23 protein-coding genes are annotated in these 23622 nt (G+C 63.0%); 13 read left to right on the top strand and 10 right to left on the bottom strand.

The window, feature by feature from the left end; all coding sequences use genetic code 11:
• Window positions 1–40: 40 nt before the first annotated feature.
• The 3 genes from ACK56M_RS04075 to gdhA all read left to right on the top strand — a co-directional run bounded on the left by ACK56M_RS04075 (window position 41) and on the right by gdhA (window position 3990).
• Window positions 41–442: a hypothetical protein gene (locus ACK56M_RS04075; RefSeq protein ID WP_054572300.1), complete on the top strand. Its 402-nt coding sequence runs from the start codon at window positions 41–43 to the stop codon at window positions 440–442.
• Window positions 443–670: 228 nt separating this feature from the next.
• Window positions 671–2338: an energy-dependent translational throttle protein EttA gene (ettA, locus tag ACK56M_RS04080; RefSeq protein WP_015268893.1), complete on the top strand. Its 1668-nt coding sequence runs from the start codon at window positions 671–673 to the stop codon at window positions 2336–2338.
• 311 nt (window positions 2339–2649) lie between these two features.
• Window positions 2650–3990 (top strand): NADP-specific glutamate dehydrogenase, encoded by a 1341-nt coding sequence (gene gdhA, locus ACK56M_RS04085; protein WP_015268894.1) that lies wholly within the window; start codon window positions 2650–2652, stop codon window positions 3988–3990.
• Between the two features lie 139 nt (window positions 3991–4129).
• Here the strand turns inward: gdhA and ACK56M_RS04090 are convergent, their stop codons facing one another.
• The 4 genes from ACK56M_RS04090 to ACK56M_RS04105 form a co-directional block, all read right to left on the bottom strand.
• Window positions 4130–4627: a GreA/GreB family elongation factor gene (locus ACK56M_RS04090; protein WP_015268895.1), complete on the bottom strand. Its 498-nt coding sequence runs from the start codon at window positions 4625–4627 to the stop codon at window positions 4130–4132.
• 67 nt (window positions 4628–4694) lie between these two features.
• Window positions 4695–5051 (bottom strand): hypothetical protein, encoded by a 357-nt coding sequence (locus tag ACK56M_RS04095; protein WP_013970815.1) that lies wholly within the window; start codon window positions 5049–5051, stop codon window positions 4695–4697.
• A 215-nt stretch (window positions 5052–5266) separates the two neighbouring features.
• Window positions 5267–7120 carry a DUF4105 domain-containing protein gene (locus ACK56M_RS04100; RefSeq protein WP_411959260.1) on the bottom strand — a complete coding sequence of 618 codons (1854 nt, stop codon included), beginning with the start codon at window positions 7118–7120 and terminating at the stop codon, window positions 5267–5269.
• Between the two features lie 74 nt (window positions 7121–7194).
• Window positions 7195–7683, bottom strand: coding sequence for a DUF3015 domain-containing protein (locus tag ACK56M_RS04105; protein ID WP_003256313.1), 489 nt, complete (start codon window positions 7681–7683; stop codon window positions 7195–7197).
• Between the two features lie 253 nt (window positions 7684–7936).
• On the opposite strand from ACK56M_RS04105, the gene ACK56M_RS04110 reads away from it, so the two are divergent.
• From ACK56M_RS04110 to ACK56M_RS04130, 5 genes are all read left to right on the top strand, one after another.
• Window positions 7937–10375, top strand: coding sequence for a Lon protease family protein (locus ACK56M_RS04110; protein ID WP_013970817.1), 2439 nt, complete (start codon window positions 7937–7939; stop codon window positions 10373–10375).
• 161 nt (window positions 10376–10536) lie between these two features.
• On the top strand, window positions 10537–10875 hold the full coding sequence (locus ACK56M_RS04115; protein ID WP_003247487.1) for a hypothetical protein: 339 nt from the start codon (window positions 10537–10539) through the stop codon (window positions 10873–10875).
• Between the two features lie 152 nt (window positions 10876–11027).
• Window positions 11028–11516, top strand: coding sequence for a TIGR00645 family protein (locus tag ACK56M_RS04120; protein ID WP_003247486.1), 489 nt, complete (start codon window positions 11028–11030; stop codon window positions 11514–11516).
• A gap of 158 nt (window positions 11517–11674) precedes the next feature.
• Window positions 11675–11980, top strand: coding sequence for a DUF6482 family protein (locus ACK56M_RS04125; protein WP_015268897.1), 306 nt, complete (start codon window positions 11675–11677; stop codon window positions 11978–11980).
• An 85-nt stretch (window positions 11981–12065) separates the two neighbouring features.
• A complete protein-coding gene (locus ACK56M_RS04130; RefSeq protein WP_003256315.1) occupies window positions 12066–12683 on the top strand; it encodes an FKBP-type peptidyl-prolyl cis-trans isomerase in 618 nt (205 codons plus the stop codon).
• Window positions 12684–12801: 118 nt separating this feature from the next.
• Here ACK56M_RS04130 and ACK56M_RS04135 read toward each other — a convergent pair whose 3' ends face one another.
• The 3 genes from ACK56M_RS04135 to ACK56M_RS04145 all read right to left on the bottom strand — a co-directional run bounded on the left by ACK56M_RS04135 (window position 12802) and on the right by ACK56M_RS04145 (window position 14608).
• On the bottom strand, window positions 12802–13047 hold the full coding sequence (locus ACK56M_RS04135; RefSeq protein WP_003256316.1) for a hypothetical protein: 246 nt from the start codon (window positions 13045–13047) through the stop codon (window positions 12802–12804).
• Window positions 13048–13131: 84 nt separating this feature from the next.
• Window positions 13132–13473, bottom strand: a complete 342-nt coding sequence (locus ACK56M_RS04140; protein ID WP_009686103.1) for a zinc ribbon domain-containing protein YjdM — start codon at window positions 13471–13473, stop codon at window positions 13132–13134.
• A 166-nt stretch (window positions 13474–13639) separates the two neighbouring features.
• A complete protein-coding gene (locus ACK56M_RS04145) occupies window positions 13640–14608 on the bottom strand; it encodes a polyprenyl synthetase family protein (RefSeq protein ID WP_003256318.1) in 969 nt (322 codons plus the stop codon).
• Window positions 14609–14852: 244 nt separating this feature from the next.
• Between ACK56M_RS04145 and rplU the strand changes: the two genes are divergently transcribed.
• The 5 genes from rplU (at window position 14853) to ACK56M_RS04170 (ending at window position 18541) form a co-directional block, all read left to right on the top strand.
• Window positions 14853–15167, top strand: coding sequence for a 50S ribosomal protein L21 (gene rplU / locus ACK56M_RS04150; RefSeq protein ID WP_003247466.1), 315 nt, complete (start codon window positions 14853–14855; stop codon window positions 15165–15167).
• A 38-nt stretch (window positions 15168–15205) separates the two neighbouring features.
• Window positions 15206–15463, top strand: coding sequence for a 50S ribosomal protein L27 (rpmA, locus tag ACK56M_RS04155; RefSeq protein WP_003247464.1), 258 nt, complete (start codon window positions 15206–15208; stop codon window positions 15461–15463).
• Window positions 15464–15652: 189 nt separating this feature from the next.
• The gene (gene cgtA / locus ACK56M_RS04160; RefSeq protein WP_013970821.1) at window positions 15653–16879 is read left to right on the top strand and encodes an Obg family GTPase CgtA; all 1227 of its coding nucleotides are present in this window, start codon (window positions 15653–15655) and stop codon (window positions 16877–16879) included.
• An 85-nt stretch (window positions 16880–16964) separates the two neighbouring features.
• Entirely contained in the window at window positions 16965–18083 is a 1119-nt protein-coding gene (gene proB, locus ACK56M_RS04165; RefSeq protein WP_015268899.1) for a glutamate 5-kinase, read from the top strand.
• Window positions 18080–18541 (top strand): CreA family protein, encoded by a 462-nt coding sequence (locus ACK56M_RS04170; RefSeq protein WP_015268900.1) that lies wholly within the window; start codon window positions 18080–18082, stop codon window positions 18539–18541. The genes proB and ACK56M_RS04170 overlap by 4 nt, the downstream gene beginning before the upstream one ends.
• A 139-nt stretch (window positions 18542–18680) precedes the next feature.
• Here the strand turns inward: ACK56M_RS04170 and mksF are convergent, their stop codons facing one another.
• From mksF to mksB, 3 genes are read right to left on the bottom strand one after another with little or no spacing between them, the layout of a single operon-like run.
• Complete coding sequence (gene mksF, locus ACK56M_RS04175) at window positions 18681–21515, bottom strand: Mks condensin complex protein MksF (RefSeq protein ID WP_100413038.1); 2835 nt, start codon at window positions 21513–21515, stop codon at window positions 18681–18683.
• Complete coding sequence (mksE, locus tag ACK56M_RS04180) at window positions 21512–22219, bottom strand: Mks condensin complex protein MksE (protein WP_013970824.1); 708 nt, start codon at window positions 22217–22219, stop codon at window positions 21512–21514. Before mksE ends, mksF begins: the two co-directional genes overlap by 4 nt.
• Window positions 22209–23498: an Mks condensin complex protein MksB gene (gene mksB, locus ACK56M_RS04185; protein WP_024086237.1), complete on the bottom strand. Its 1290-nt coding sequence runs from the start codon at window positions 23496–23498 to the stop codon at window positions 22209–22211. The genes mksE and mksB overlap by 11 nt, the downstream gene beginning before the upstream one ends.
• Between the last annotated feature and the right edge of the window lie 124 nt (window positions 23499–23622).

Genomic DNA, 23622 nt, shown 5'->3' on the forward strand with positions numbered 1-23622 from the left:
GCGCCCGCTTCAAATGACAACGCATCGGAGATGTTCGGTTTTGGTTACTCACTTTTCCTCCAATGGCCTCGATTCCGCCTGCGGGCGCAGCAGTCAGACCCTTGTCAGCACTGCCGTGACCGAGGACGTATCCTGCAAGTCTTGCCAGCGTTCGCTGAGCAAACCCGAGGCGGCAGCTGTCGCCAAGAGCAAGAGCCCATCGCTGGCCGAACTGCGCAAGACCGCCAAGGCGGCAGTTGAGCCGGCAGTCGCCGTGGCCGAGGTCAAGCCGGCGGCCAAGGTTGTCAGCGTGCCTGCGGCCGCCAAACCGGCAAAAGCTGCCGAGCAGCAGCCGACTCGTAGCGGTGGCTTCAGCGTGAAGTCCGCCTGGGCCGCGCGCCTGGCCGAGCAGGGCGACCGTTGCCGCTTGCCGCGGGGCAAGGCCAAGCAGCGTCACGTCTGAGTCATCTGCAGCTGTACCGGCCCTTTCGCGGCTTCAGCCGCGAAGAGGCCGGTACAGGCAATAGATTCCCCCCGGTCCTACCCCCCACCATCCGCCCCTCCTATGCAACGCCGCGCGTTGGCGTAGAATGGTCGACTTTGTTCAATGACACCCCGTAAATACATCCCCCTGGCCAGCGCGCCGGGGCGATCGTCGATGTCTTTACCTATCTGATTAGAGGGCTTGGTTTTGGCTCAATACGTCTACACCATGCATCGGCTGAGCAAGGTCGTGCCGCCGAAGCGGGAAATTCTCAAGAACATTTCCCTGTCGTTCTTCCCGGGCGCCAAGATCGGCGTGCTCGGCCTGAACGGCGCGGGTAAATCGACCCTGCTGCGGATCATGGCGGGCGTCGACAAGGAATTCGACGGCGAAGCCCGTCCGATGCCCGACATCAACGTCGGCTACCTGCCACAGGAACCGCAACTGGACCCGAACAAGTCGGTGCGCGAAGTGGTCGAGGAAGCGGTCAGCGTGATCAAGGACGCCCAGGCGCGCCTGGACGAGGTCTATGCTGCCTACGCCGAACCGGATGCCGACTTCGACAAGCTGGCCGCCGAGCAGGCCAAGCTGGAAGCCATCCTGCAGGCCGCTGACGGCCACAACCTGGAGCGCCAGCTGGACGTTGCCGCCGACGCCCTGCGCCTGCCGGCCTGGGATGCACGCATCGAGCACCTGTCCGGTGGTGAGAAGCGCCGAGTGGCCCTGTGCCGCCTGCTGCTGTCGGCCCCAGACATGCTGCTGCTGGACGAACCGACCAACCACCTGGACGCCGACTCGGTGGCCTGGCTGGAGCGCTTCCTGCACGACTTCCCGGGCACCGTGGTAGCCATTACCCACGACCGTTACTTCCTCGACAACGTCGCTGGCTGGATCCTGGAACTGGACCGCGGCGCCGGTATCCCGTACGAAGGCAACTACTCGGGCTGGCTGGAAGCCAAGTCCGAGCGTCTGGCGCAGGAATCCAAGCAGCAGAGCGCCCACGAAAAGGCCATGAAAGAGGAACTGGAGTGGGTGCGCAAAGGCGCCAAGGCCCGCCAGTCCAAGTCCAAGGCACGTCTGCAGCGCTTTGAAGAAATGCAGTCGCAGGAATTCCAGAAGCGCAGCGAAACCAACGAGATCTACATCCCGGCCGGCCCGCGCCTGGGCGACAAGGTCATCGAGTTCAAGAACGTCACCAAGGGCTACGGCGACCGCGTGCTGATCGACAACCTGTCGTTCTCCATGCCTAAAGGCGCCATCGTCGGTGTGATCGGTGGTAACGGTGCCGGTAAGTCGACCCTGTTCCGCATGCTGATGGGCAAGGAACAGCCGGACTCGGGCAGCATCGAGATCGGTGAAACCGTGCAGCTGGCCTGCGTCGACCAGAGCCGCGAAGACCTGGACGGCGGCAAGACCGTATTCCAGCAGGTTTCCGACGGCTCTGACATGATCCGCATCGGCAACTACGAGATCCCGTCGCGTACCTATGTGGGCCGCTTCAACTTCAAGGGTGGCGACCAGCAGAAGTTCGTCAAGGACCTGTCCGGTGGTGAGCGTGGCCGCTTGCACCTGGCTCTGACCCTGAAGGAGGGCGGTAACGTCCTGCTGCTCGACGAACCGTCCAACGACCTCGACGTCGAAACCCTGCGTTCGCTGGAAGAAGCCCTGCTGGACTTCCCGGGCGCGGCGATCGTGATCTCCCACGACCGTTGGTTCCTGGACCGTGTGGCTACCCACATCCTGGCGTACGAAGACGACTCGAACGTGGTGTTCTTCGAGGGTAACTACACCGAGTACGAAGCCGACCGCAAGAAGCGCCTGGGCGATGCTGCTGCCCAGCCGCACCGTGTACGGCACAAGAAGCTGGCCCAGTAAGCCGGTGTTCTGATGCACAAGAATGGGGCCCTTCGAGGCCCCATTTTTGTGCCCGACTGGGAAGTGGTGCTGGCTTCATTCGCGGGCATGCCCGTTCCCACAGGAGCCCCTGAAACCCAAGGCCTGTGATGAACCTGTGGGAGCGGGCGAGCCCGCGAATGAAGCCGCCGCCCCGAGTTTTGTATACACTTATATAAAGAGCACCAAATAATTTCAAAAAAACGACATTTCGCCCTATTCCGGTGCGATTGCTTCTTGGTACATTCCTGAAAAAAACCAATAAGTCCAATCCTCTTGGTGAGATGTCTACCATGATCGAATCTGTCGACAATTTCCTCGCGCGCCTGAAGCAACGCGATCCGGCCCAACCTGAATTCCACCAGGCTGTGGAAGAAGTGCTGCGCAGCCTGTGGCCATTCCTCGAGGCCAACCCGCATTACCTGCAGGCCGGCATTCTGGAGCGTATGGTCGAGCCCGAGCGCGCCGTACTGTTCCGCGTGTCCTGGGTCGATGACCAGGGCAAGGTGCAGGTCAACCGCGGCTACCGCATCCAGATGAGCAGCGCCATCGGCCCGTACAAGGGCGGCCTGCGCTTCCACCCGTCGGTCAACCTGGGCGTGCTGAAGTTCCTGGCCTTCGAGCAGGTGTTCAAGAACTCTCTCACCTCGCTGCCCATGGGCGGCGGCAAAGGCGGCTCGGACTTCGACCCCAAAGGCAAGAGCGACGCCGAAGTCATGCGTTTCTGCCAGGCGTTCATGAGCGAGCTGTACCGCCACATTGGCGCTGACCTGGACGTCCCGGCCGGTGACATCGGCGTGGGTGCCCGCGAAATCGGCTTCATGTTCGGCCAGTACAAGCGCCTGGCCAACCAGTTCACTTCGGTGCTGACCGGCAAGGGCATGACCTACGGCGGCAGCCTGATCCGTCCGGAAGCCACCGGCTACGGCTGCGTGTACTTCGCTGAGGAAATGCTCAAGCGCCAGGACAAGCGTATCGATGGCTGCCGCGTGGCGATTTCCGGTTCGGGTAACGTGGCCCAGTATGCCGCGCGCAAGGTCATGGACCTGGGCGGCAAGGTGATTTCGCTGTCTGACTCCGAAGGCACCCTGTACGCCGAAGCTGGCCTGACCGATGCCCAGTGGGATGCGGTGATGGAGCTGAAGAACGTCAAGCGTGGCCGCATCAGCGAACTGGCCGCGCAGTTCGGCCTGGAGTTCCGCAAGGGCCAGACCCCGTGGAGCCTGCCGTGCGACATCGCCCTGCCGTGTGCCACGCAGAACGAACTGGACGCCGAAGACGCCCGCACCTTGCTGCGCAATGGCTGCATCTGCGTGGCCGAAGGCGCCAACATGCCGACTACCCTGGAGGCTGTGGATATCTTCCTGGAGGCCGGCATCCTGTACGCCCCGGGCAAGGCCTCCAACGCCGGCGGCGTGGCCGTGTCGGGCCTGGAGATGTCGCAGAACGCCATGCGCCTGCTGTGGACTGCCGGTGAGGTGGACAGCAAGCTGCACAACATCATGCAGTCGATTCACCATGCGTGCGTGCATTACGGTGAAGAGGCGGATGGCAGCATCAACTACGTCAAAGGTGCGAACATCGCGGGCTTCGTGAAAGTGGCTGATGCGATGTTGGCGCAGGGCGTGGTTTGATCTGAGGCCGTTGGGGCCGCTTTGCGGCCCTTTCGCGACACAAGGCCGCTCCTACAGGTATCGCGCATGTTCAGGAATGACGCGGTCCTTGTAGGAGCGGCCTTGTGTCGCGATGGGCTGCAAAGCAGCCCCCAGGTCCTCAATCTTCACCAAAAACCTCAACCACTTCGATCACCTGCTCCCCCACCGGCCGCCGCCAGACCACTTCATCCCCTGGCCCCGCCCCGAGCAAAGCCCGCCCCAACGGCGAACCCCAGTTTATCAACCCCCGCCCGGCATCCGCCTCATCCTCGCCCACCAGCCTTACTACTTGCTCCTGGTCCTGCGCATCGACAAACCGCACCCGGCTGCCAATCTGCACCTTGCTGCGCGATGTCGCCGCCGGCACAACCTGGGCGCTTTGCAATCGCGCGCTGAAGTAGCGCAGGTCCCGTTCGGTATCCGCCAGCCGCTGCTTGTCGCCACGTTCACCTTGTGCCTGCAGTTCGCTGCGCAGGGCATTCAGCTCGGTCACGCGCTCCTGCAGCTGGCGCAGGCCACTGGCAGTGACGTAGTTGGGTTGTTCGCTGACCCGTCGCTCGACCGGCTGATCAGCCTGGGCGGCGGCTTGGTCTTCGTTGACGAATGCTCGGCTCATGCGTGGCCTCCTTTTGCAGGAGACCATCATCGCAGGCCGCCGGTTTCAAGGGATGTCCGTTTGCGACTCAGTTGTGGCGATAGGCGCGTGCGGCGTCGCGGTCCTTTTCCTGCTCCCAGTCGCGCTCGCGCTGGTCCCAGAAGCGCTCGTGGTACTGGCGCTGTTCTTCGCTGTTCTGCATGGCGTGGCACTGGCGAAAGCCGTCGTCCCAGCCGCTTTCGTACTGGCGCTCGTGCAGGTAGCGCGGCACGTCCTTGCGAAAAGCGCCGACCATCAGCCCTGCCGCCTGTCGGCCGCTGCTGCAGCCGTCCTGGAAGCCATCGGCATAGGCGGGGGGATAACCCTGGTGGACCATCTGCTCGTGGGTGGTTTCGCAACCAGACAGCAACAACGCCATGCACACGCCGAACCAGTACCGCGACATAACCACAAAACCCTCCGGTTGATACTGGAAAGTCTAGGTGGCGATTTGTCGGGGAGTCGTTAAAACAGTGTCAAAGAGTCGGTTGGTTCACACTGCTCTGCTGACCTCACTGGCCCATTCGCGGGCACGCCCGCTCCCACAGGATCACCCCAGGATTCGAGGCCAGTGCAGTACCTGTGGGAGCGGGCATGCCCGCGAAAGGCCGCAAAGCGGCCTCAGTAGTGATACCACTTCAACTCCAGCATCACCTCGTTCTGCGCCGTGGCCAGGTGGCTGAACTCTCGCGATGCACTCAACCGCAGGCCCAGGTTCTGGCTGATCTCCCATTGCTGGTTCAGGCTCAAACTGCGCCGTACTTCGCCATTGGTGAAATAATCGCCCTTGGCCTCCAGCGTCATGTTGCCCAGCCCGTTGCGCCACAGCAGCCCGCCATTGAAGCCCGCCGCCGGGGCGATGAACTGGGCAAAATCATTGTGGTGCTCGACCCGAACCGTGCCCAGGGCAAAGCCCAGCAACCCGTCGGCCAGTTGCCAGGTGCCGCCGGCCCCGCCGTTCACATGGCTTACCAGCACTTCGTCATCATGCTTGCCCGGCACGCGCTCCAGCCCGCCGGCCACCTGCCACGACCAGGGCTTGAGCAGCTCGTTGCGCGGTGTCAGCGAACGGATGGTGGCCAGGTCCAGGCGCTGCACCTGCCAGTCATTGCCTTCGTACTGGCGCAGCTTCAGCTGCAGGATCTCGATCTGCGCCCCCAGCGGGAAGCCATAGGCGTTGTCATTCAGGTCGTGGTAGGCCATGCGCAGGCCGTACTCGGCGTAGGCGCGGTCTTCGCGGGTGCCTACGCCCAGCTGCCAGGTGCGCGAGTCATGGCCGTCCTCGGGCAGGCCTGGGCGCTCGATCTGCAGGGGTGGGGGCGGGTTGCTGTTGATTGCCCGCAGCAGTTCGAAGCTGCGTTTCGCCTGCCCAGGGTCGCGCTCCTGGCCATTGGCACGGTAACGCTCCAGGCGGTACGCGGCGTCCTGCACCAGCGCCTGGCGCTGGCGGGGGAGGGCCTTGAATTCGGGGCTCTGCAGTTGCCCGGTGTTGGCACTTACAGCCAGCACCTGGCGCTTTTCGTCGTGATCGAGCGGCTCGGCCCGGGCCAGCAGTTCACGTTCGCGAGAGGGGCGGTACGTCTCGCTGGCGACCATGCCGGACTGCTTCACGGCCTTCACCGTGTCGGTCGGGATGGCGGTCAGCGGGAACTGCGAGGTCAGGTCCAGGCCCGGCCGGGCCACCTGCAGCAGCTCCAGCAGGCGGTACGAGCAGTTCTCATCGAAGAAGAAGTAGTCGAACTGGATCTGCTTCAGCTCCCACACATGTTCGACCATGCGCCCGGTTTCTTCCGGGGTCAGGTCCAGTTGGTACTCCCACAGGTCGCGGTTTTCCAGGCTGCGGTATTCGGACAGTTTCTCCTGGTAGGGCATCAGCGCGAACAGGCCCGGGTAGCCACCCATCAGGCCCTTCCAGGCATACAGGATGCTGTTGTCGCTGCCTTCGATGTAGGCGCCGAAGTTGATTGCGTAGCTCAGCAGCGTGGTGTCGTCGCTGCGGGTGTTGGACTGGTCGATGCGCAGCAAGGTGTGGCCGAACATCGATGACGGGCTGTTCAGGTAGGCCGCCGGGAAGATCAGCGCCGCACTGTGTGGGTCGATAGACTGGTACCAGGTGGTGAACTCCTGGCAGTCAGGTTGCGGCAAGTCTTGCAAGTCGAGCTGTTCGCGCAGCCAGCGGGTGCGCGCCGGGAATACGCACTGGGGATGCTTGTCGCCGAGGCTGGCCGGGGCGTACAGCGCTTCGACCGTGGCTTTCAGTTCCTGGTCGGGGTGGTGCGCGCCATCCTCGGCGAGGAAGAACGCATCATCGTCCACATAGCTGCGCCAGCCACCCAGCTTGGCGGTTTCGTAATGGCCCAGGGCAATCCAGTAAGGGGTGTTGGCCAGTTGCTGGACACGGCCTTGGTCCAGCACGGGCGCGGCATGAGCAGGGGCGCAGGCACACAGCGCCAGGGATACGAAGCGTTTGAGCATGTCGGGCAACTACTTCTCAACGATGCCGAAAAAAGGCGAAACCCGCCCCGGGGCCGGGGCGGGAGGAGCTGCACTCAGGCCTCGGTTGCGTATTTGGCCAGGCGTGGGTCGTTCTTCAGAACAGCCAGGGTGTTGCTGTGGACGGTTTCGGCAGTGACGTCGGCGCTGCTGAAGATCTGGTTGAAGTGCTGATGGGTGACCGATGCGAAGTAGCCACGGTCTTCAGGGGCCACGCCGAGAACCACGGCATAGGTGGTCAGTGCTTCGCCCTGGCCCATGGCCATGTCTTCGGAAAGTTCATTCATCATGCCGTTCATGGCGAACCAGGACTTGCCGCCGTAGGTCAGCGACGCTTTGGTCGAGCAGCCGTTGGTGCCGGAGGTCATGCCGAAGGTGGCGTTACCGGAGGTGCCGTTGGTGGTGGAAGCCAGGAAGTGTGCCGGAGTGCCGCGCTGGCCTTCGAACAGCATGTTGCCCCAGCCGCAGTTCGGGCCGCCTGGCGCTTCGGCCATGGCATTGATCGAGACCACGGTGAACAGAGTACCCAGAAGAATCCGTTTCATAGCATTTGTTCTCTATTTGACTTAACCAAGGGTCAGGGTTTCTGGCAACTCGGTTGCCAGGTCGGGAAAGCTTTTCACCCACCCGCGCAGCTTGGAGTTTAGGCACGATCTAAGAGTTGCGTTGTTGATTGCGAAAAATTTGCTGTTGCATGACCCGCACCGGCTGCGACATAAAGTCCTGCGGAGCCTTGCAAGGCGCGCGCGGGCAGCGCCAGAATGCTGCGTATCTGCCCCGCCGAAGTAAGGAAACCCAATGCCCGATCCTGTCGCTGCGCGCCTGCGTCTCGCGCCTGAAGCCCTGACCCGGCGTTTCTCCCCCGAGCAGTTTGCCTTTACCAATACCGACGATCTGGAGCCGTTTCGCGGAGTCCTGGGCCAGGAGCGTGCTGTCGAGGCCCTGCAGTTTGGCGTGGCCATGCCGCGCCCTGGTTACAACGTGTACGTGATGGGCGAGCCCGGAACCGGCCGCTTCTCGTTCGTCAAGCGCTACCTCAAGGCCGAGGGCAAGCGTCAGCAGACCCCGGCCGACTGGGTCTACGTCAACCACTTCGATGACACACGCGAACCCCGCGCACTGGAATTGCCGTCCGGCACCGCCGGGGCGTTCATCGCCGACATGAACGGGCTGATCGACAACCTGTTGTCGACCTTCCCTGCAGTATTCGAGCACCCGTCGTACCAGCAGAAGAAAGGCGCCATCGACCGCGCCTTCAACCAGCGTTACGACCGCGCCCTGGATGTGATCGAGCGCGCCTCGCTGGAAAAGGACGTGGCCCTGTACCGCGATGCCAGCAACGTCGCCTTCACCCCGATGGCCGACGGCAAGGCGCTGGATGAAGCCGAATTCGCCCAGTTGCCGGAAGAGGTGCGCGAGCAGTTCCACGAGGATATCGCCCTGCTCGAGGAACGCCTGAACGAAGAGCTGGCCAGCCTGCCGCAATGGAAGCGCGAGTCGAACAACCAGCTGCGCCAGCTCAACGAGGAAACCATCACCCTGGCCCTGCAGCCGTTGCTGGCGCCGCTGTCGGAGAAGTACGCCGAGAACGCTGCGGTCTGCGCCTACCTGCAGTCGGTGCAGCTGAACCTGCTGCGTACCGTGGTCGAGCAACTGGTCGATGACAGCAAGACCGACGCGGCTGCGCGCAAGCTGCTGGAAGAGCAGTACGCGCCAAGCCTGGTGGTCGGCCACCACGCCGACGGCGGTGCGCCGGTGGTGTTCGAGCCGCACCCGACCTACGACAACCTGTTTGGCCGTATCGAATACAGCACCGACCAGGGTGCGCTGTACACCTCGTACCGCCAGCTGCGCCCAGGCGCGCTACACCGCGCCAACGGCGGCTTCCTGATTCTGGAAGCCGAGAAGATGTTGGGCGAGCCGTTCGTCTGGGACGCACTCAAGCGTGCGCTGCAGTCGCGCAAGTTGAAGATGGAGTCGCCACTGGGCGAGCTGGGGCGGGTGGCTACCGTCAGCCTGACGCCGCAGATGATCCCGCTGAACATCAAGCTGGTCATCATCGGTTCGCGCCAGCTTTACTACGCGCTGCAGGACCACGACCCGGACTTCCAGGAGATGTTCCGGGTGCTGGTGGACTTCGACGAAGACATGCCCATGGTCGATGAGAACCTGGAGCAGTTCGCCCAGCTGTTGCGCACCCGCACCAACGAAGAGGGCATGGCGCCACTGACCAGTGACGCGGTGGCGCGTCTGGCCACCTACAGCGCCCGCCTGGCAGAAAACCAGTCGCGCCTGTCGGCACGTATCGGCGACCTGTTCCAGCTGGTCAGCGAAGCTGATTTCATCCGCCAGCTGGCCAGTGACGAAATGACCGACGCCGGGCACATCGAGCGTGCGCTCAAGGCCAAGGCCACCCGCACCGGGCGTGTTTCGCAGCGGGTGCTGGACGACATGCTCGCCGGCATCATCCTGATCGACACCGAAGGCGCGGCCATCGGCAAGTGCAACGGCCTGACCGTGCTGGAAGTGGGTGATTCGGCGTTCGGTATGCCGGCGCGTATCTCCGCCACCGTGTACCCGGGCGGCAGCGGTATCGTCGACATCGAGCGTGAGGTAAACCTCGGCCAGCCGATCCACTCCAAGGGTGTGATGATCCTCACCGGCTACCTGGGCAGCCGCTATGCCCAGGAGTTCCCGCTGGCGATCTCGGCGAGCATCGCCCTGGAACAGTCCTACGGCTATGTGGACGGTGACAGCGCCTCGCTGGGCGAAGCCTGCACGCTGATCTCGGCCTTGTCGCGTACGCCGCTCAAGCAGTGCTTCGCCATCACCGGCTCGATCAACCAGTTTGGTGAAGTGCAGGCGGTGGGTGGGGTCAACGAGAAGATCGAAGGCTTCTTCCGCTTGTGCGAGGCGCGTGGCCTGACCGGCGAGCAGGGAGTGATCATCCCGCGTGCCAACGTCGCCACGCTGATGCTCGACGAGCGTGTGCTGCAGGCAGTGGAGAACGGCATGTTCCACGTGTACGCGGTCAGCCAGGCCGACGAGGCGTTGAGCCTGCTGGTGGGCGAGGAGGCCGGTGTGCTGGATGACAAGGGCCAGTTCACCGAAGGCAGCGTCAACGCGCGGGTGGTGGAGCGCCTGCGTGAGATTGCCGAGATGATCAGCGAGGAAGAAATCGAGAAGGCGGAGAAAGAGCGCCTGGAAGAGGTGATTGCCCAGGCCAAGCCGGCCTGAGTCAAGAAACCGGCGCTGGCGGCGATGTGCTACCGTTCAGCGCCGGTTTTCCATCTTTCTGTACCGTTCTTCTATGCTGGAACTTAAGGACGGTAACAGCGTTCAGGATGGAAACAGCCTGAGGTTCAGGCTGAACAAGGCTTATTGGAGGGGGCGCGGCCATGCGCAATCTCAGCCTCACACGCCAGTGCCTGGGCCTGGTGACCCGCATCGAATGCAGCATCCGTCCGCTGGCCGGGGATAACGGCATGTGGACGCTGCTGTTCGCCGCCGGCATGGCCGGTGAACAACCGTCCGCGATCAAGGCCCAAGGGCCGTTCCATGGGCCGCTGGTGGCCGAATCGGTACTCAATGCCATTGTCGACAGCCTGACCTTGCATGGGTATCAGGTGGCCGAGGATCCGCAGATCTGGTGTTTGCATTTGCAGGCGCAGTTGCGGCGGATCAATGGTGAGCGGTGTCGGAATCTGGGGGATTACCAGTTTCATCCTGAGACCTGATTGATGCAGGGGGCCGCTTTGCGGCCCATTCGCAGCACAAGGCTGCTCCTACAAGCGAATGGGCTGCATGGCAGCCCCGGGCTTTTGCTGTAACAGGTGGCTGGCTATACTCGCCGTCGCTTTTTTAGTCACCTGATGAGTCCCGACACTCCATGGAACGTATCCTCGAAAATGCGATGTATGCCTCGCGCTGGCTGCTCGCCCCCATCTACTTCGGCCTGTCCCTCGGCCTGCTGGCCCTGGCGCTGAAATTCTTCCAGGAAGTGGTCCACGTCCTGCCCAACGTCTTCGCCCTCAGCGAAGCCGACCTGATCCTGGTGATCCTGTCGCTGATCGACATGTCGCTGGTGGGCGGCCTGCTGGTGATGGTGATGATCTCCGGCTACGAGAACTTCGTTTCGCAACTGGACATCGACGAGAGCAAGGAAAAGCTTAACTGGCTGGGCAAGATGGACTCTTCGTCGCTGAAGATGAAGGTTGCCGCGTCGATCGTGGCCATTTCGTCCATCCACCTGCTGCGGGTGTTCATGGACGCACAGAACATCTCCACCGATTACCTGATGTGGTACGTGATCATCCACATGACCTTCGTGGTCTCGGCATTCTGCATGGGTTACCTGGACAAGCTGACCAAGCACTGAACCTTTCAGGCCTCTTCGCCATCCCTGTGGGAGCGGGCAAGCCCGCGAAGAGGCCGGCGCGGTCCAACTGACGAGCGGCGTCAGTCATGCCTTGTGCATTCGCCCTTTCTGTACAAAAAATGAGCTCTCATGCGTGGTTCCCATCGCGAGGTGCTCTCATGAACCTGCATCAGCTCAACACCGAGGCCAGGGCTGGCCATGTCGACGAACTGAACCTGATCGCCATCGAAGGCGGTGACTACCTGCTCGAAGCGCGGATCAAAGGCCACCCCCACCCCCTGTCCGATGCCCGTGGTGAACGCTTGCGCGTGCATTCGGTGGAGGATGCACGCAAGTTGCTGCAAACCATCCCCATGGTCTCGATGAACCTGGTGCACTGGTCGGTGCAGGACGAAATGTGCGGCATGGGCACGCACCCGGAAGAAGACTTGAAGGTGCCGATTTCCCAGCGCTCGGCCTGGTAGCTGCTCGCAGCGCCCCAGTGTGCTAGGCTGCTCGCCCTTTTCATCAAGGGCGCGGCTTCACTGCGCCCTGCAGTGGAGCACGACAATGTCCGAACTCAACCTGTCCACCGACGAAACGCGCGTCAGCTACGGCATCGGCCGTCAGCTGGGCGGCCAGCTGCGCGACAACCCGCCACCGGGCGTCAGCCTGGAAGCCATCCTGGCTGGCCTGACCGATGCCTTCAACGGCGCCGACAGCCGCGTCAGCGAAGCCGACCTGTCGGCCAGCTTCAAGGTGATCCGCGAAGTGATGCAAGCCGAAGCAGCTGCCAAGGCTGAAGCCGCTGCTGCCGCTGGCAAGGCATTCCTGGTCGAGAACGCCAAGCGTGACGGCATCACCACCCTGGCTTCGGGCCTGCAGTTCGAAGTACTGACCGCAGGTGAAGGCGCCAAGCCGACCCGCGAAGACAATGTGCGCACCCACTACCACGGCACCCTGATCGACGGCACTGTGTTCGACAGCTCCTACGATCGTGGTCAGCCGGCTGAATTCCCGGTAGGTGGTGTGATCGCTGGCTGGACCGAAGCCCTGCAGCTGATGAACGCTGGCAGCAAATGGCGCCTGTACGTGCCGAGCGAGCTGGCCTACGGTGCCCAAGGCGTTGGCAGCATCCCGCCGCACAGCGTGCTGGTGTTCGACGTCGAGCTGCTCGACGTTCTGTAATGCCGCTGGGGCCGCTTTGCGGCCCATTCGCGACACAAGGCCGCTTCTACAGGGGAACGCATACACTTGTAGGAGCGGCCTTGTGTCGCGATCGAGGGCGAAGCCCTCGCCAGGTCCGTCAGTTCCAGTCTGTCCCCCCGGGGCGCAACGCCCGCGCATAGCAGAACAGAAACAGATTCCGCACCAGCTCCTTGAGTACCCCCGGTTCACTCGAATTCAGCCCGCTCATGTCCAGGTCGCCCTGGTCACGCAGCTCGTCGAGTGCTTCTTCTTCAAGCACCGCGCACACTTCGCCGGTTTCCCGATGAAGAATGCGCAGGTAGGGGTGAGGGCGGTCCAGCCAGGCGTCGATCAGATAAGTCATGGCTATTCTCCTTGGATAGCAGTCCCAATGAGAATAATTCTTATTATCTGAATAGCAAGCGCCAATTGGCGGTTTTATGGAAAATCAGACCTTGCGTACGAACTCGGACTTCAGCTTCATGGCGCCGATGCCGTCGATCTTGCAGTCGATGTCGTGGTCGCCGTCGCACAGGCGGATGTTCTTGACCTTGGTGCCGACCTTGACCACCAGGGACGAGCCCTTGACCTTGAGGTCCTTGATCACGGTGACGGTGTCGCCATCCTGCAGGATGTTGCCGACCGAGTCCTTCTTCACCACCTCGTCGCTGGCCGCTTCGGCGTCGCCGCTGGCCGACCACTCGTGGGCGCATTCAGGGCAGATCAGCTGCGTGCCATCCTCATAGGTGTATTCGGAGTTGCATTTCGGGCAGGGTGGCAGAGTGCTCACTTCGGTTCCTCAAACAAACAGACGGGCGGTTAAAAACCCGAATTGTATAAGGTATTTTTTCAGAAGTGATTATGTCCGTACAAAAGCATCGCGGGCAAGCCAGCTCATACAGGCGACGCAATCCTGTAGGAGCGGGCTTGCCCGCGAATGAAGACGACTCGGTCTATCAGTGAGTACGCGCGACAGCAAACTCGCTCAACTCGACCAGCGCATCACGATATTCGCTGGCCGGCAGCACTTCCAGGCACTGGATGGCACGCTTCACATAGTCACGCGCAAGCTCCGCCGTGTACTTCAGAGCACCCGACTCCTCGACTGCCACGCGAATCTGCTCCAGGTCTTCCAGGCCACCCTTCTGGATCGCCTGGCGCACCAGCGCAGCCTGTTCGGCGGTGCCTTCGCGCATGGTGTAGATCAGCGGCAGGGTAGGCTTGCCTTCGGCCAGGTCGTCACCGACGTTCTTGCCCAGGGTCTGCGAGTCACCCTTGTAGTCCAGCAGGTCGTCGACCAGCTGGAACGCCACGCCCAGGTGGTCACCGAAGGTACGCAAGGCCTCGCGCTGTTCGTCGGTTGCTTCGGCCAGCGCGGCGGCGCTGTGGGTCGAAGCCTCGAACAGCATCGCGGTCTTGCCGCGGATGACCTCCATGTAGACTTCCTCGGTGGTGCTGGCGTCGCGTACCCGCGACAGCTGCAGCACCTCACCTTCGGCAATCACGCGGGTGGCCTTGGACAGGATCTGCATGACCGGCATCGAGCCCAGTTCGACCATCATCTCGAACGAGCGCGAATAGAGGAAGTCACCCACCAGCACGCTCGGCGCGTTGCCCCACAGGGCATTGGCGGTGGAGCGGCCACGGCGCATGCCGGACATGTCGACCACGTCGTCGTGCAGCAGGGTAGCGGTGTGCAGGAATTCGATGGTGGCAGCCAGCAGGCGCAGGTCGTCGCCTTCGCGGCCCAGGGCCTTGCCACACAGCAGCACCAGCAGGGGGCGCAGGCGCTTGCCACCGGCGGACGTGATATAGTCGCCGATCTTCGATACCAGCGGCACGCGCGAGGTCAGCTGCTTCTTGATGATCTCGTCGACGGCGCTGAAATCATCAGCCACCGCGCGGTAGAAGGATTGGGGTTGCATCGGCTGCTCCAGTGAGGTTGCGCGGCATGCTAGGTCGCGGGTCCCGGTGTGTCAAGGCGCGGTGCCAGCGCCCCGGGGGCGGCACTTGCAAGCAAAACCGCGGTTGCGTACAATCGCGCACCCTAACTTCCTGGGCAGCACCTGCCTTACGCAATTGCGCCGGGCCGTTCCAGCCCTGTGCAGCCATGCCAGCCAATACTCATCATATAAAGCGCTGGGTGAGCAGGATTATCGGAGAAATACCATGTCTTACGCAGTAATCGTTACCGGCGGCAAGCAGTACAAAGTCGCTGAAGGTGAATTCCTCAAGATCGAAAAACTGGAAGTCGCCACTGGCGAATCCGTGACCTTCGATCGCGTCCTGCTGGTCGCCAACGGTGAAGAAGTCACCATCGGTGCTCCAGTTGTTGCTGGCGCTAAAGTAGTGGCCGAAGTCGTTTCGCAAGGCCGCCACGACAAGGTTCGCATCATCAAGTTCCGTCGTCGTAAGCACCACATGAAGCGTATGGGCCACCGCCAGTGGTTCACCGAGATCAAAATCACCGGTATCCAGGCTTAATCCCCTAGATCCCCTGAATTTATTTGGAGAATTGAACCATGGCTCACAAGAAGGCTGGTGGTAGTACTCGTAACGGTCGCGACTCAGAATCGAAACGCCTTGGCGTGAAGATGTATGGCGGCCAGGTTATCAAGCCAGGCAACATCATCGTCCGTCAGCGCGGCACCGAATTCCACGCTGGCTACGGTGTTGGCATGGGCAAGGATCACACCTTGTTCGCCAAGATCGAAGGCGTGATCAAGTTCGAGAAAAAAGGCGAGTTCATGCGCCGTTACGTGAGCATCGTCGCCGCTTAATCGCGACGTCGCTCCAGAAGCCCCGTCATGCGACGGGGCTTTTTCGTTTGTGGTGAGCCTCTTGCAAAGCTGTTTGTATGGGCTGCCGGCGTGGGTTTCTACGGTCGTACGGGGCCGCCGCGCTCATTTTTGCAAGAGCCTCAGGTTTTTCAGGTATTCAACTCGCCAGCAGGCGAGAGGCGGTTTTGAATGAAGTTTGTTGACGAAGTATCCATTCGGGTCAAGGCCGGTGACGGTGGCAACGGTTGCATGAGCTTCCGTCGCGAGAAATTCATCGAGAACGGTGGCCCCAACGGTGGTGACGGTGGCGACGGTGGTTCGGTGTACATGATCGCCGACGAAAACCTCAACACCCTGGTCGACTATCGCTACACCCGTCACCACGAGGCCCAGCGTGGCGCCAACGGCGGCAGCACCGACTGCACCGGCAAGAAGGGCGACGACCTGTACCTGCGTGTGCCGGTCGGCACTACCGTGATCGACGCCTCCACCCAGGAAGTGATCGGTGACCTGGTCACCCCGGGCCAGAAACTGATGGTCGCCCAAGGCGGCTGGCACGGCCTGGGCAACACCCGCTTCAAGTCCAGCACCAACCGTGCACCGCGCCAGACCACCCCGGGCAAGCCAGGTGACCAGCGTGACCTGAAGATGGAAATGAAAGTGCTGGCTGACGTCGGCCTGCTGGGCCTGCCGAATGCCGGCAAGAGCACTTTCATTCGCTCGGTTTCGGCCGCCAAGCCGAAAGTGGCCGACTACCCGTTCACCACCCTGGTGCCGAACCTGGGTGTGGTCAGCGTCGACCGCTGGAAGAGCTTCGTCATCGCCGACATTCCCGGCCTGATCGAAGGTGCTTCCGAAGGCGCCGGCCTGGGTATCCGCTTCCTCAAGCACCTGGCGCGTACCCGCGTACTGCTGCACCTGGTGGACATGGCGCCGCTGGACGGAAGCAGCCCAGCCGATGCCGCCGAAGTCATCGTCAACGAGCTGACCCGCTTCAGCCCGTCGCTGGCTGAGCGTGAGCGCTGGCTGGTGCTGAACAAGGCCGACATGGTCATGGATGACGAGCGCGACGAGCGGGTCAAGGAAGTGGTCGAGCGCCTGCAGTGGGAGGGCCCGGTCTACGTGATTTCGGCCATCTCCAAGCAGGGCACCGAAAAGCTCAGCCACGACCTGATGCGCTACCTCGAAGACCGCGCCGACCGCCTGGCCAACGACCCGGCCTACGCCGAAGAGCTGGCCGACCTCGACCAGCGCATCGAAGACGAAGCCCGTGCCCAGCTGCAGGCCCTGGACGACGCCCGTACCCTGCGCCGTACTGGTGTCAAGAGCGTGCACGACATCGGCGACGATGATGGTTGGGACGATGATTTCGAGGACGACGAAGACGGCCCGGAAATCATTTACGTGCGCGACTGACCGGTTGCAGTACACTAAACGCCGCTCTTTGGAGCGGCGTTTTTGTATCCACGGTATCTACAGATTCGACATAGGTTGGAAGAAGATGCGAAGCAAGGTGACGGGCGCCAAGCGCTGGGTCGTGAAGATTGGCAGTGCTCTGCTGACCGCCGATGGCAAAGGCCTCGATCGCGGTGCCATGGCCGTTTGGGTCGAGCAGATGGTCGCGCTGCGTGAGGCAGGCGTGGAGTTGGTACTGGTCTCCTCCGGGGCCGTGGCTGCCGGCATGAGCCAGCTGGGCTGGACGTCGCGACCGAGTGCGATGAACGAGCTGCAGGCGGCTGCCTCGATCGGCCAGATGCGCCTGGTGCAGGCCTGGGAGTCGAGCTTCGGCGAGCACGGCAAGCACACCGCGCAAATCCTGCTGACCCATGACGACCTGTCCGACCGCAAGCGCTACCTGAACGCCCGCAGCACCCTGCGCACGCTGGTCGACCTGGGCGTGGTGCCGGTGATCAACGAAAACGATACCGTGGTCACCGATGAGATCCGCTTCGGCGACAACGACACCCTGGCGGCGCTGGTGGCCAACCTGGTCGAGGCTGACCTGCTGGTGATTCTCACCGACCGCGATGGCATGTTCGACGCCGACCCGCGCAACAACCCCGAAGCCCAGCTGATCTACGAGGCTCGCGCCGACGACCCGGCACTGGATGCCGTGGCCGGCGGTACCGGTGGCGCGCTGGGTCGTGGCGGCATGCAGACCAAGCTGCGCGCCGCGCGCCTGGCTGCCCGTTCCGGTGCCCACACCATCATCATCGGTGGTCGCATCGAGCGCGTGCTGGATCGCCTCAAGGCTGGCGAACGCCTGGGTACCTTGCTGTCGCCCGAGCGCGGCATGCTTGCCGCGCGCAAGCAGTGGCTGGCCGGCCATCTGCAGACCCGTGGCACCCTGGTGCTGGATGCCGGTGCCGTGCAGGCGCTGCGCCAGGCCAACAAGAGCCTGCTGCCGGTTGGCGTGAAGACCGTGCAGGGCAGCTTCCGTCGTGGCGAGATGGTGGTGTGCGTCGGCCCGGACGGCCTGGAAGTAGCCCGTGGGCTGGCCAACTACAGCGCCCTTGAGGCGCAGAAGATCATCGGCCAGCCATCCGATGCCATCGAAAGCCTGCTGGGCTACAGCGCAGAACCGGAGTTGGTGCACCGCGACAACCTGGTGCTGGTATGAGCGTGCTGAAGCGGGTAATCGGCGTGGCGGCATTGGTGCTGCCAATGCTGGCCGGGGCCGAGGAAATCGGCCAGGTGTCCACCGTGTTCAAGTTCCTCGGGCCGAATGACCGCATTGTGGTCGAGGCGTTCGACGACCCCAAGGTCGAGGGTGTGACCTGCTACCTGTCGCGGGCCAAGACTGGCGGCGTGAAGGGTGGGTTGGGGTTGGCGGAGGACCGGGCGGAGGCATCGATTGCCTGTCGTCAGGTCGGGCCGATCAGCTTCAAGGGTGAGCTGAAGGATGGCGAGGAAGTGTTCAAGGAGCGCACCTCGCTGGTGTTCAAGACCATGCAGGTGGTGCGCTTCCTCGACAAGAAGCGCAATACGCTGGTGTACCTGGTGTACAGCGACCGCATGATCGAAGGCAGCCCGCAGAATGCGGTGACCGCGATTCCGATTCTGCCTTGGGCTCATTGATAGCTTGGTAGATTTTTGGGAGGCCTTCGGCCTCCATTCGCAGCACAAGGCTGTTCCTACATTGATCGGCGTATGCATACCTTTGTAGGAGCAGCCTTGTGCTGCGAAAGGGCCGCAAAGCGGCCCCACTACTCCGATATCAGGCCAATTCCTCGGCCTGATGATCCTCACGCACAACCGCCTTCACCTCATCGCGACGGCTGATGAACTTCCAGTCCGCCTCGTCGATGTAGATGCCATTCGGCCCACTGCCACCTTCCAGGTCGATCGCCACGCGCGCCGACACCTGCGGCTTCACGCTCGCCAGGATCGGCACGAAGCCGAGCTGCAGGCTGGTCTCCAGCAGTGCAGCCTGGTTGCGTTCGTCGATGTCCGCCGCTTCGTCCAGGTAGTACGGCAGGCGGATACGCCCGGCCAGGTCGCGGTCCATCAGGTGCAGCAACAGGTACATGTTGGTCAGCGCCTTGATGGTCATGGTGGTGCCGTTGGATGCCGCGCCGTCGATGTCGGCATGGATCACCGGCTGGCCGTTGACCTTGGTGATCTCGAACGCCAGCTCGAACAGGTCCTTCAGGCCCAGCTGGTTGTGGTTGGCCGCCACCAGCCGTGCCAGGTATTCCTTGGCCTCTTCGTTCTTGTTGTCCTGCTCGGCGCTCTGGGTCAGGTCGAATACCGACAGGGTTTCGCCTTCTTCGTACTGACCGGCGCTGTGGATGATCTGGTCGATGTGCTTGAGCGCTTCCTTGTTCGGCGCCAGCACCACACGGAAGCTCTCCAGGTTGGATACCTGGCGCCTGTTGATCTCGCGGTTGAACAGCGCCAACTGGTGCTCGAGGCTGTCGTAGTCGCTGCGGATGTTGCGCAGGGTCCGGGCGATGTCGGTGACCGCTGCGCGGCGGGCCTTGGCCAAGGTCAGGGCTTCGTCGGTGCGGTGCGCGTAGGCATTCACCAGCAGCTGCAGGCGGCGTTCCATGTCGTCTTCACTGTCGAACTTTGCCACGCCTTTCAGGCGCACCTGGGCGTACAGCGCCTCGATCTGGTTGTCGACCCGTTGCAGGCTCTGCCAGCTGTCCTGGTAGTCGTTGAGCAGTGGCAGCAGGTTGTCCATCGAGTCGTCGATGGCTTCCATGTACGGCGTGCCGTAGGGCAGGTCGGCCGGCAGCAGCTGGCGACGGCGCAGGGCGTCTTCCAGGGTGCGCTGCTTGGCCTCAAGGTCGCCGATCTGCCGGCCGACCAGCTGCAGCTTGGCCGACAGCTGCTGGACACGTTCAGTGAAGGCGTCGCTGGAGCGTTTGAGTTCGTCCTGGGCGGCTTCGAGCTGTGACAGCTGCTCCAGCTTCTCGGGCTCTTCGGCGGCCAGGGTTTCGCTGCGGCGGAAGTCTTCCAGCGCTTTCTGCGCGTCCAGTACTTCCTGGTAAAGGGCTTCGGTCTGCGCCTTGGAGGCGGAGCGGTCGGCGGCCACGGCTTGCTGGGTCTTGAGCTGCTTCAGCTCTTTTTCCAGGCGCTCTTTCTGGTCACGCAGGGCGGCACGGTCGGCCAGGGCCTGCAGTGCCGGTGGGTCGATGTGCGACAGGTCGATGGACAGGCCCGGGGCTTCGAAGCGTTCGCCCTTGAAGCCGTCGAGCACCGCTTCCAGCGATTTTACCCACAGGTCGCTGTCGTCCAGTTCGATACCGCGCTCACCCAGCGGCAGGCTGAACAGCGCGCCATTGAACAGGCGCATCAGGCGGTCGACGTCCTGCTGCGAGAACTCTTCGCGCAGGCGGGCGTAGCTGTTGTTGTCGGCGTGGTCGAGCTGTTGCTTGACCTGCTTCAGGCGCTTTTCCAGGTCGCGGACGCGTTCGTCCAGGTCTTCGGCGCTGAACTGCCGCGACTGGGCCAGGGCGCCGGCCAGTTCGTCGTGGGCGTCCTTGGCCGCCAGCAGTTGCTGCTCCAGCACCTTGACGTCATCGACCAGGGCGAAGCGATGCTTGAGCACCGACAGTTCGCCCAGCCAGCGCTGGATACCGGTAATTTCACGCTCCAGGCGCATCAGTTCCTGAGTACCGCCGCGCTGGTCGTTCTGCAGGCGGTCCTGCTCGCCACGGTAGTGCTCGGCCTGGATCACCAGCTCTTCCTTGCGCGCCATGGCGTATTCCTGCCAGGTGCCCAGCAGGGTGTCGAGCACTGGTGAAATGCGGTGCAGCTTGCCGCGCAGGATGTCGCGCTGGGCCACGCCACCGGCCAGGGCCTCGACCAGCGGGCCGGCGGCGACCAGGGCGTTGTAGTCCTGTTCCATGCGGCGCACGTCGCGGAAGGCTTCCTCGCACGCGGCGATGTAGTCGACGCTGCCGGAGCGCAGGCTGTGCTCGAAGGCGTCGAGGAACAGCTGCTTAAGCTTGGCGGCGGTGATTTCGCGCATGTGCAGCAGGTTGATGAACAGCGCGCGGAAGGTTTTCAGGCTTTGCTCGCTGGTCGAGCGCAGCGGGATCATGGTCAGGTCCAGCGGCACCGAGGTGTGGCCACCGACCAGCAGACGACGCAGTTCGTCCGGCTTCAGCTCGTAGGCCTTGATCCCCAGGCGCTCGAGGTTGGTGAACAGCTCTTTCTGGCGCAGGCAGGTGTCGTTCTTCTGGTAGTGGGCCAGGTCCAGTTCGCCCTTGTAGGCAAAGAACTGGTGGCCGAAACCGCCGCCCGGGCCGCGGCCGACAACGCCGATGACGTGCGGGCCGTGGGGCAGGCTCAGTTCGCAGAGAATGTACGAGGTATCGCTGGCGAAGTAGAAGCGGCGCGACTGCTCGAGGCTGTACTTGCCGAAGCTCATGTCCGACATGCGCGCCAGGATCGGGAACTGCAGGGCGTTGATCGACGCCGATTTACCCAGGTTGTTGGCACCGTATACCGACAGTGGGTGCTCCAGCGGGAACAGGCCAAGGCTGTAGCCGGCGGTGTTGAGCAGTGCGAAGCGGCGGATGCCGTAGCGTTCCTGGCTCATGCGTCAATCTCCTGTTGCTCTTCGCGGATGGCCCGGGCCAGGGCTTCCTCTTCGCTTTCCTCGCCCTCGAAGGGGCTGAGGTCGAGCGGGTCGTCGGTGCGGTTGAGTTCTTCGGGGCTTTCTTCCTCGACCAGTACCGGGGTCGGCAGCGGCAGGTCGCTGTGCAGGGTGGCTGCCAGGTCGCGGTCCTGCTGCACGGCCAGGCACACGTCGAGGAAGCGATGCATCGGCGGCAGGAAGCGGTAGATGCCGCCTTCCTCGAAGGCGAAGCCGAGCTGGGTCATGCGGCGCAGGATTTTTTCTTCCAGCTCGTCCACGGTCTGCACTTCGGCCTGCAGGAACAGGTCGCGGTACTTGTCCAGCAGCGAGGGCAGTTCGTCACGGCCGATGCTGCCGCCATCGAGCACGGCCATCGGGTCGCGGCCCTGGTCGGCCAGGTGTTCGACCAGGATGAAGGTGAACAGCGACAGGCGCTGCGCGGTCTTGTTGACCTGCGCGGCGGTCATGTCCGGCACGAAGTAGTAGAACCCACGGGTGTCGCACACCAGTTCGAAGCCCAGGGCCTTGAACAGGGTGCGGTACTGGTCCTGGAAGTTCGACAGCTGGGCATACAGCTCGGGGTCGCGGCGGCTGACGTGGAAGCCTTTGAACAGCTCGCGGAAGATCGGCGCGAGCTGGGACAGTTCGGAAAGATCAAGATGCATGGGCTGGGCTCGCGTTGGATTCGGTAGGCGCGCTGGCGGCGTCTTCGCGGCTGGAGGTCAGGGCGAACGAGCGCAGGCTGACCAGGTGTTCCTGGGTGATGTACTCGCGGCGGTCGAGGCGTTCGCGCTTGAAGCGCTTTTCCCGCGACAGGCGCGAGAACCAGTACAGCAGCTCGTCGGTGGCGCCTTCGGGTTCCTGCTCCAGCAGCCAGACCATCAGGTCGGGCAGCGGCAGGGCCTGTTCGCAGCGTTCGGCCATTTCCTTGACCGTGCGCGGTGCGCGGGGCAGGGCGCCGGACTGGGTCTTGTGGGCCTTGGGGAAGCGTGCCGGCTTGGGCTCGAAGCGGGCCAGGGCGTAGACATAGGCCTCGACCTGGCTGGCGCTGCCGAGGAAGGTGCTTTGCGGGCGGGTGAACATCGGCATGGCCGCTTGCGGTACGGCGTCGATGCCCTTGCGCCGGATCACCGACAGGGCCAGTGCGGCGCCACGGGTCACGGCGTTGTGCCGGCGGGCTTCTTCACGCAGCGGCAGCAGCAATTCGCGGGCGTGGCGCAGGGTCAGCTGGGCGCTGGTCTGCATTTCCAGGATGCGCGCATGGGTGCGCAGCAGCATGTCGTCGTCGACCAGGTGGCCCAGGCGCGCCTGTTCGCCCAGCAGCTTCAGCAGCACGGTCTCGACCTTGCGCACGCCCTGTTCGAAGGCGCCGTCGGCGTTGACCAGCTGGATCATCGGCTCGACATACTCGTCCCAGGTCGCCAGTACTTCGGCATAGCGCTGGCGCAGCGGGATCTGGCGGTTGCTGGTCTTGGCCCGTTCGGCCACGGCCACCAGTGCCTGTTCGTCGTTGTCGAGCTTCTTCAGTACATCGCGCACGCGCATGTCGAGCAGGCGCAGCTGGCGCGCCAGGTCGTCGCTGTCGCGGTTGTCGAAGGCGTCCTGGATATGCCCGGCCAGGCGCTCCAGGTGGCGCAGGTAGGCTTCGATCTCCAGGCACAGGCCCAGCCGGTGTTCGCGGCGCAGGTAGGCGAGGAAGTCGTGGATCTGCGCGTTGAGCTCGAAACGGTTCGGGCTCTTGGCCACCGGGACCAGGATATCCAGGCGGATCCACACGTCGAGCAGCTGGGTGATGTCCTGCGGGGTGCTCTCGACCTGCTGGCGGGCCACATGCTGACGCAATTCGACCAGGCTCAGGGTGCCCTGGTCGAAACGCTCGCACAGCGGCTCGATCAGGGCCCAGTGTTCGGCTAGGGCGCGCAGGACGCGCTTGGGTTCGATCATTGGCTTCGACTCGTTGCCAAGAAAAAGGGGGCGATTGTACTGCATCCGGGGGGGAGGTTTTCACCCCTTGGTCTGTAATGGTGGAGTACGTCTTGGTTTTTGTGTTGCCTGTGAGATCGAGCGC

It is taken from the genome of Pseudomonas sp. s4, assembly GCF_046764235.1.
GTDB classification, from domain to species: Bacteria; Pseudomonadota; Gammaproteobacteria; order Pseudomonadales; family Pseudomonadaceae; genus Aquipseudomonas; species Aquipseudomonas asiatica.

What these genes read in the sequence shown, in the direction of transcription:
- cgtA (WP_013970821.1), top strand. Translation starts at nt 15,653, where the DNA reads ATGAAGTTTGTTGACGAAGTATCCATTCGGGTCAAGGCCGGTGACGGT.
- gdhA (WP_015268894.1), top strand. Translation starts at nt 2,650, where the DNA reads ATGATCGAATCTGTCGACAATTTCCTCGCGCGCCTGAAGCAACGCGAT.
- mksF (WP_100413038.1), bottom strand. Translation starts at nt 21,515, where the DNA reads ATGAGCCAGGAACGCTACGGCATCCGCCGCTTCGCACTGCTCAACACC.
- ACK56M_RS04095 (WP_013970815.1), bottom strand. Translation starts at nt 5,051, where the DNA reads ATGTCGCGGTACTGGTTCGGCGTGTGCATGGCGTTGTTGCTGTCTGGT.
- ACK56M_RS04115 (WP_003247487.1), top strand. Translation starts at nt 10,537, where the DNA reads ATGCGCAATCTCAGCCTCACACGCCAGTGCCTGGGCCTGGTGACCCGC.
- ACK56M_RS04135 (WP_003256316.1), bottom strand. Translation starts at nt 13,047, where the DNA reads ATGACTTATCTGATCGACGCCTGGCTGGACCGCCCTCACCCCTACCTG.
- ACK56M_RS04125 (WP_015268897.1), top strand. Translation starts at nt 11,675, where the DNA reads ATGAACCTGCATCAGCTCAACACCGAGGCCAGGGCTGGCCATGTCGAC.
- ACK56M_RS04170 (WP_015268900.1), top strand. Translation starts at nt 18,080, where the DNA reads ATGAGCGTGCTGAAGCGGGTAATCGGCGTGGCGGCATTGGTGCTGCCA.
- ACK56M_RS04120 (WP_003247486.1), top strand. Translation starts at nt 11,028, where the DNA reads ATGGAACGTATCCTCGAAAATGCGATGTATGCCTCGCGCTGGCTGCTC.
- mksE (WP_013970824.1), bottom strand. Translation starts at nt 22,219, where the DNA reads ATGCATCTTGATCTTTCCGAACTGTCCCAGCTCGCGCCGATCTTCCGC.
- ACK56M_RS04130 (WP_003256315.1), top strand. Translation starts at nt 12,066, where the DNA reads ATGTCCGAACTCAACCTGTCCACCGACGAAACGCGCGTCAGCTACGGC.
- mksB (WP_024086237.1), bottom strand. Translation starts at nt 23,498, where the DNA reads ATGATCGAACCCAAGCGCGTCCTGCGCGCCCTAGCCGAACACTGGGCC.
- ACK56M_RS04110 (WP_013970817.1), top strand. Translation starts at nt 7,937, where the DNA reads ATGCCCGATCCTGTCGCTGCGCGCCTGCGTCTCGCGCCTGAAGCCCTG.
- proB (WP_015268899.1), top strand. Translation starts at nt 16,965, where the DNA reads ATGCGAAGCAAGGTGACGGGCGCCAAGCGCTGGGTCGTGAAGATTGGC.
- ACK56M_RS04105 (WP_003256313.1), bottom strand. Translation starts at nt 7,683, where the DNA reads ATGAAACGGATTCTTCTGGGTACTCTGTTCACCGTGGTCTCGATCAAT.
- ACK56M_RS04090 (WP_015268895.1), bottom strand. Translation starts at nt 4,627, where the DNA reads ATGAGCCGAGCATTCGTCAACGAAGACCAAGCCGCCGCCCAGGCTGAT.
- ACK56M_RS04100 (WP_411959260.1), bottom strand. Translation starts at nt 7,120, where the DNA reads ATGCTCAAACGCTTCGTATCCCTGGCGCTGTGTGCCTGCGCCCCTGCT.
- rpmA (WP_003247464.1), top strand. Translation starts at nt 15,206, where the DNA reads ATGGCTCACAAGAAGGCTGGTGGTAGTACTCGTAACGGTCGCGACTCA.
- rplU (WP_003247466.1), top strand. Translation starts at nt 14,853, where the DNA reads ATGTCTTACGCAGTAATCGTTACCGGCGGCAAGCAGTACAAAGTCGCT.
- ACK56M_RS04145 (WP_003256318.1), bottom strand. Translation starts at nt 14,608, where the DNA reads ATGCAACCCCAATCCTTCTACCGCGCGGTGGCTGATGATTTCAGCGCC.